Origin of the sequence: Achromobacter sp. Marseille-Q0513 (assembly GCF_018195695.1) — a bacterium.
In the GTDB taxonomy this organism is placed as follows: domain Bacteria; phylum Pseudomonadota; class Gammaproteobacteria; order Burkholderiales; family Burkholderiaceae_B; genus Achromobacter.
The window spans coordinates 1-5,782 of sequence record NZ_JAGTJY010000263.1 but is presented as its reverse complement, the minus strand read 5'-3'; the positions used below and the strand labels follow the sequence as shown (position 1 = coordinate 5,782).

General features: G+C 69.6%; 7 protein-coding genes. 3 read left to right on the top strand and 4 right to left on the bottom strand.

Features of this window, described 5'->3' with window-relative positions:
- Positions 1–83: 83 nt before the first annotated feature.
- The gene (gshA, locus tag KDH83_RS28930) at positions 84–1,655 is read right to left on the bottom strand and encodes a glutamate--cysteine ligase (RefSeq protein ID WP_212322159.1); all 1,572 of its coding nucleotides are present in this window, start codon (positions 1,653–1,655) and stop codon (positions 84–86) included.
- 32 nt (positions 1,656–1,687) lie between these two features.
- Positions 1,688–2,581, bottom strand: a complete 894-nt coding sequence (locus tag KDH83_RS28925) for an alpha/beta hydrolase (protein WP_212322158.1) — start codon at positions 2,579–2,581, stop codon at positions 1,688–1,690.
- Between the two features lie 60 nt (positions 2,582–2,641).
- Between KDH83_RS28925 and KDH83_RS28920 the strand changes: the two genes are divergently transcribed.
- Positions 2,642–3,184, top strand: coding sequence for a hypothetical protein (locus KDH83_RS28920; protein WP_212322157.1), 543 nt, complete (start codon positions 2,642–2,644; stop codon positions 3,182–3,184).
- On the opposite strand, the gene KDH83_RS28915 is transcribed toward KDH83_RS28920, so the two are convergent.
- On the bottom strand, positions 3,168–3,380 hold the full coding sequence (locus tag KDH83_RS28915; protein WP_349291689.1) for a helix-turn-helix transcriptional regulator: 213 nt from the start codon (positions 3,378–3,380) through the stop codon (positions 3,168–3,170). The two genes, KDH83_RS28920 and KDH83_RS28915, sit on opposite strands and share 17 nt — an antisense overlap.
- A 226-nt stretch (positions 3,381–3,606) precedes the next feature.
- Between KDH83_RS28915 and KDH83_RS28910 the strand changes: the two genes are divergently transcribed.
- Together KDH83_RS28910 and KDH83_RS28905 are read left to right on the top strand one after the other, a co-directional pair.
- Entirely contained in the window at positions 3,607–4,503 is an 897-nt protein-coding gene (locus KDH83_RS28910; RefSeq protein WP_212322155.1) for an AEC family transporter, read from the top strand.
- 69 nt (positions 4,504–4,572) lie between these two features.
- Positions 4,573–4,773, top strand: a complete 201-nt coding sequence (locus KDH83_RS28905; RefSeq protein ID WP_212322153.1) for a hypothetical protein — start codon at positions 4,573–4,575, stop codon at positions 4,771–4,773.
- Here KDH83_RS28905 and KDH83_RS28900 read toward each other — a convergent pair.
- The gene (locus tag KDH83_RS28900) at positions 4,768–5,775 is read right to left on the bottom strand and encodes an Ldh family oxidoreductase (protein ID WP_212322160.1); all 1,008 of its coding nucleotides are present in this window, start codon (positions 5,773–5,775) and stop codon (positions 4,768–4,770) included. The two genes, KDH83_RS28905 and KDH83_RS28900, sit on opposite strands and share 6 nt — an antisense overlap.
- Positions 5,776–5,782: the final 7 nt, after the last annotated feature.

Here is a 5,782-nt window from a genome sequence, read left to right as displayed (position 1 = left end):
GGGTAAGACCTCCTGGTGTGACGGGACGACCGGCCCGCCGGCGGGCACAGCCGCGCCTCGGACCAAAACCCTAACGATACGCCTTATTTGTGCGGCGCCTTGAGCGCGGCGTGGTAACGGGCGACATAGGTGTCGAAATCCTCGGTGTCGGCCTGCTCGATGCGGATCTGCTCGGCGGCCGAATCGCGCGCGGCCTGTTCGTAGGCGGCGGCGGTCGCGGCTGGCAGCGGCTGCGCGCGCAGCGCCTCGGCGTGCTTGCGGCTCAGGTCCAGCGAGTAGTCGTGGAACGAGACGCCGCCGTCGACCAGCTCGCGCAGCAGGCGCGCCGAGGGCGTGGCATCGGGATCGCCGAGCTTGGCGCGCTGGGCGGCCAGCGCGCGGGCGTAGGCGTCGCCGCCCAGCGCCGAGTCATACAGGGCGGCATAGGGCGCGATGCGGTCCAGCAGTTCGTTGCCCCATTGCGCCAGGCTCACGGGCTGGCCTTCGCGGTCCAGCTGCAGGCCGGGCTTGCGGCCTTCCTTGACGACGGTGGAGAAGTTGTCGGCGCTGCGCTGGCAATAGCCGCTGGCGGGGAAGTAGGGGCTGTCGGAGGCGGCGCAGAACAGCAGGAAGGCATCGACGAAGCGGCCGGTCTCGGCCTGGATGCCGACCGGCGCGTAGGGGTCGATGTCCAGGCAGCGCACTTCCACGTACTGCACGCCGCGCTCGGCCAGCGCGGTGATCGGGCGCTCGCAGCGGCCGGTGGCGCGCTTGGGGCGGATGCTCGAGTAGTACTCGTTTTCGATCTGCAGCACGTTGGTGTTGAGCTGGATCCACTGGCCGTCGCGGTGGGTGCCGATCTTCTGGTAATCGGGCCAGGGCTGGGTGACGGCATCGAACAGGCGGCCCAGGAAGGTGTCCAGGTCGTTGTAGCAGAGCTTGAGCTGCGACTGGGCCTTGTTCTGGTAGCCCAGGTCGCTCATGCGCAGGCTGGTGGCGTGCGGCAGGTAGAGCGTGTGGTCGCCCAGGCTTTGCAGCGGGTGTTCGTGGCCGCGCAGGAAATCACGCGCCAGCGCCGGCGCCGCGCCGAACAGGTACATCAGCAGCCAGGAATAGCGGGTGAAGTTGCGGATCAGCCCGATATAGCCGCGCGAGCGGCGATCCTGGGTGGTGCCGGGCGCGGTGTCCAGCACGTCCCACAGTCCGTCGGCCAGCGAGTAGTTGTAATGCACTCCGGCGATGCACTGCATGGTCTTGCCATAGCGCTCGGCCAGGCCGCGGCGGTAGACATGCTTGAGCATGCCGGTATTGGAGCTGCCGTACCAGGCGATGGGGATGTCCGCCTCGCCCGGCAGCGTGGCCGGCATGGACTGGTTCCAGATCAGCTCCTGGCCGAGCACGCTGTAGACGTGGCGGTGGGTATCGCTGAGCTCGCCCAGCAGCGCGTCGACATCGCGGTGGGTGCCGGTGATCAGTTCCAGCAGCGACTCGGAGTAGTCCGTGGTGACGTGTTCGTTGGTCAGCGCCGAGCCCAGGCGGGCGGGGTGGGGCGTCAGGGCCAGCTTGCCCTGGCCGTCCACGCGCAGGCCTTCTTTCTCGATGCCCCGCAGGGTGTCCTTGAGCAGCGGCAGGTTGGCTTCCAGGCGGGCGTAGCGGTTGGCGGCGGTATCGGTCACGGAATCTTCTCGTTCGGGTCTGTCGCCGGATTTTACGGGGTGCTGGCCTCCTCTGCCGAGGGAGTCAATACTGGGGACAGGGACAATGCCTGCGCGGTGCGCGCCAGCCATTCGTCCAGGTCGGCGTAGACCGGGTCCGCGATCGGGGCGGTTTCGTTGAAGATCTCGTGCCAGGCGGTGTCGTACCAGCGCAGGGTCAGCAGCTCGGCCGGCGCGCGCTGGGCGAACTGGCGGCTGCCTTCGGCGGCCACGATGGAGTCGTCGCCCGCCACCATCAGCAGGGTGCGGCAGGCCAGCTGATGGGCTTCGCGCAGCGAGGCGGCGCCGCCTTCGTCGACGAAGCGCGCCAGCCGGCCCGTCATGCTGCGGCGTACCAGCGGATCGCTGCGGTAGGCCTTGACCACGGCCCGGTCGTGCGAGATGCGGGCGGGCGCCAGGCCGTGCGGCACGCGCAGATCGGGCGTGTGGCGCGACATCCAGGTCAGCGTGCGCCGCACCCAGGGCGGCACGTGCACCACGAAGGGCGGCGAGCTGAGCACCAGCGCGTCCAGTTCCACCAGGCGCCGCAGCGCGATCCGCACCGCCACCAGCGCGCCCAGGCTGTGGGCCAGCAGGATGGGCGGGCGGCCCTGCGCGCGGGTCCAGGCTTGCAGTCGGTCCACGGCATCGGTCACCAGGTCGTCTTCCTGGACCAGCGTGGCGGGCCGCCCGCTGGAACGGCCATGGCCGCGGTGGTCGTGCGCGCCCACCACCCAGCCGCGCGCGGTCAGCCAGCGGGCCAGCCGGTCATAGCGGCCGGCATGCTCGCTCAGGCCATGCAGCAGGTAGATGCTGGGCGTGCCCGGGCCGTCGATCGGCGGGGGAACGTTGGGGGCGGCCGGCCAGAGATAATTGGCCAATGGCGTGCCGTCGGGCGCGGGGGTCATCGAAATCGGCGACAATTTCTGGCTTCCTCGGTATGAACAGGCCATGAGGTCCTGCGGGCAATGACGATTTCATCGCTGTTTCGTTTCATGTTCAAGAAAGCCGGCGCGATAGTTGTGCTGGCTGCCATCGTGGCCTGCTCGCCCAGTTACAACTGGCGCGAGCTCGACGTGGCCGGCGGCCATGTGCGGGCCGCCTTTCCCGATACGGTCAAGACCGAGACCCGCGACACCCGGGTCGACACCATGACCATGCCCGTCACCATGGCCAGCGCCACCGTCGGCGAGGGCATGTTCGCCGTGGTCTCGTCGCCGCTGCCGGCGGAGATCGCCGCCAGCCCGGGCGCGAGCCGGGGGCTGGGCGTGGCGGCGATGCGTTCGCTGTACCTGAACCTGCAGGTGCAGCCGCCGCTGGAGTTCCCGCCCTATGGCCAGGACATCGAAATACGGGGCCAGAGCGGCGGGCAGCCCTTCTGGATGCTGGCGCGGGTCTGGGTGACCGACACCATGCTGATCGAGGCCATCGCGGCCGGCAGCGAGAAGGGGCTGCCGCGCGAGCGCGCGCGCGAATTCCTGGATTCGGTCGTGCTTAAGAAGACGCCGTGAACGCATCCAGCAGTTTTTCCTGCAGGGCCTTGGCCACGGCGGCGCGTCGTCCGCGCACGCCCAGCCGCTCGCAGGCATTGCGCAGGTGGAAGTTGACCGTGCTTTCGCTCAGGCCGAGGATGCGGGAGGTTTCCCAGCTGGTCTTGCCGATGGCCGCCCAGCGCAGGCATTGGGCCTGCCGAGGCGACAGCGGCAGGGCGGCGGGCCGCGCGCATGGCGCGGCGTCGGCATGGGCGGGCGGGACATCGGCCGGCGCATCGGCGGGATGGTCGGCGGAGCCGGGGATGGATTGCGGCATGGCGTCGGGCGCCGGCGGGCGCTGGCGGGTGGATGATGCGGGCCATGTTCGGCCGCCATCCCGGGAAGCCGCAAACCTTCGCGCCTGTACGTATTGGCTTCTTGATCTTTGACGGAATCGTCGCATGCCGGCCATCGTCCAGTTCTATCTCTCGGCCATCGTGCTAATGCTGCCCCTGCTGTTCTGCGTGGGCATCGGCGTTTACTGGGGCAAGCGCGACCTGCCGTTCGGGGGCTCCTTCATCACCACGCTGGTCACGTCGGTGACGACGCCGGCCCTGGTATTTCATACCTTCGTCACCACGCGGCTGGACGATCGCGCGCTGGCCGACGTGGCGGCGGCCACGGTGCTGGCCTTGCTGCTGTGCGCGCTGGCCGGCGCGCTGCTGCTCAAATTGCTGAAGCTGCCGGTGCGCACGCTGCTGCCCACCGCCTTCCTGCCCAACGCCGGCAACCTGGGGCTGCCCATGTCGCAGCTGGCCTTTGGCGACGCGGGCCTGTCGGTGGCGGTGGCCTTCTTCGCGGTGAACTCCTTCATCATGCACACGGTCGCGGTGCGGCTATTGCCCGGCGTGAACACGCGCGGCAGCTGGAAAAGCCCGATCCTGCTGGCCTCGCTGGCGGCGGTGGGCATGCGCGTGGCGCACGTGCCCGTGCCCGACTGGCTGATCGAGACCGCGCGCATGCTGGGCGCGGTCACCGTGCCGCTGATGCTGCTGAGCCTGGGACACGCGCTGGCGCTGATCCCGTCAGGCGGCGTGCGCGACGGCGCCAAGGTGGCGGCCATTCGCCTGGTCACGGGGCTGGCCGCCGGGCTGCTGGTGGTGTGGGCGCTGGACCTGGAGGCCGTCCTGGCCGGCGCGCTGACGCTGCAGATGGCCATGCCCTGCGCCGTGGTCAGCTACATGTACGCGCGTCGCCATACGGACCTGGGCGACACCGCCGCCGGGGCGGTGCTGGTGTCGACGGTGGTGTTCCTGCTGCTGGCGCCGTTGATGCTGTGGTTCAGTCACGGGCAGTGACCGGGGAAGCGTCTGAAATCCAGCGTGCTTCGGTATGCCCTTTGAGCGCTTTGACAGACACTCTGGCGCATGCCTTCGATCACGCTGCGAAACTTCGACCCTGCGTACTATCTTGTCGACGACGAGACCTGCGCGCATTATCTGGCGGCTGCGTTGCTGGAGGACGATCCAGACGGGTTCTTGCAGGCCCTGGATGACGTGGAGCGAGCTCGCGGCAATCCATTGCGCAAAGGGTTACGCCGGCTTCACCCGCCGCATTCCGGATCATGATGCGCCCGCCATGGCGCGCAGCTGCGCCATCAGCGCCTCGGGCAATTCCACGCCGTGCTTGAGCGCCTCGTCGCGCAGCTTGCGGCGGCGGTCGCCGGGCAGGCGCACGTGTTCATCTTCCAGCATGACGTCGACCAGCGTCTCCACCCGTTCCAGGTAGGCATCGTTGCCGGCCAGGGCGCCGGGGTCGATCGCCATGAAGGCCTGGCCTAGGCGCGCCGGGCCGCCTTCGTCGACGAAGAAGGACTCGGTCTCGAAGCCGAAGTGCGAACCGGTCAGGGCGCAGGCCAGCAGCTCGACGATCAGCGCCAGCATGGCGCCCTTGACGCCGCCGGCGGGCAGCATGCTGCCCGCCAGGCCGGCCTTGGGATCGGTGGTGGGATTGCCGTCGGCGTCCAGCGCCCAGCCCAGCGGAATGGGCTGATTGTCACGTGCGGCGATCATCAGCTTGCCGCGCGCCACCTGCGACAGCGACAGGTCGATCACCAGCCGCGCGCCGCCGCGCCGGGGAAAGACGGCGGCGATGGGATTGGTGCCGAACAGCGGCCGCTTGCCGCCCCAGGCAGGCATGGCGGCGGGTGAGTTGCTCAGCGCCAGGCCCACCAGGCCCAGGTCGGCCATGGCTTCCAGGTGGTAGCCGGCCTCGCCGAAGTGGTGGCTGTTGGCGACGCCGATGAAGGCCACGCCGTGCTCGCGGGCGCGCAGGCCGGCCTGCTCGACGGCCAGCGCGCAGGCGGGAAAGGCCAGCCCCGAGCCGGCGTCGATCAGCGCCGCGCCGCCGCGTTCGCGCACGATGCGCGGCACGGCTGAACCCACGGCGCGGCCGGCGCGCAGATGGCCGGCATAGAAGGGCACGCGCGACAGGCCGTGCGAGCTGAGTCCCTGGCTTTCGGCGAAGACCAGCGCGCGCGCGGTGCTGTCGGCCATGGCGGGATTGGCGCCGGCGGCGGCCAGGCCGGCCGCCGCCAGGTGTTGCAATTCGTCCAGATAGATGTGAGCCATATCCTTC

Bases quoted from the DNA above. Each gene is read 5' to 3' on its own strand.
- KDH83_RS28925 (WP_212322158.1), bottom strand. From the start codon at position 2,581: ATGACCCCCGCGCCCGACGGCACGCCATTGGCCAATTATCTCTGGCCG.
- KDH83_RS28920 (WP_212322157.1), top strand. From the start codon at position 2,642: ATGACGATTTCATCGCTGTTTCGTTTCATGTTCAAGAAAGCCGGCGCG.
- KDH83_RS28910 (WP_212322155.1), top strand. From the start codon at position 3,607: ATGCCGGCCATCGTCCAGTTCTATCTCTCGGCCATCGTGCTAATGCTG.
- KDH83_RS28905 (WP_212322153.1), top strand. From the start codon at position 4,573: ATGCCTTCGATCACGCTGCGAAACTTCGACCCTGCGTACTATCTTGTC.
- KDH83_RS28900 (WP_212322160.1), bottom strand. From the start codon at position 5,775: ATGGCTCACATCTATCTGGACGAATTGCAACACCTGGCGGCGGCCGGC.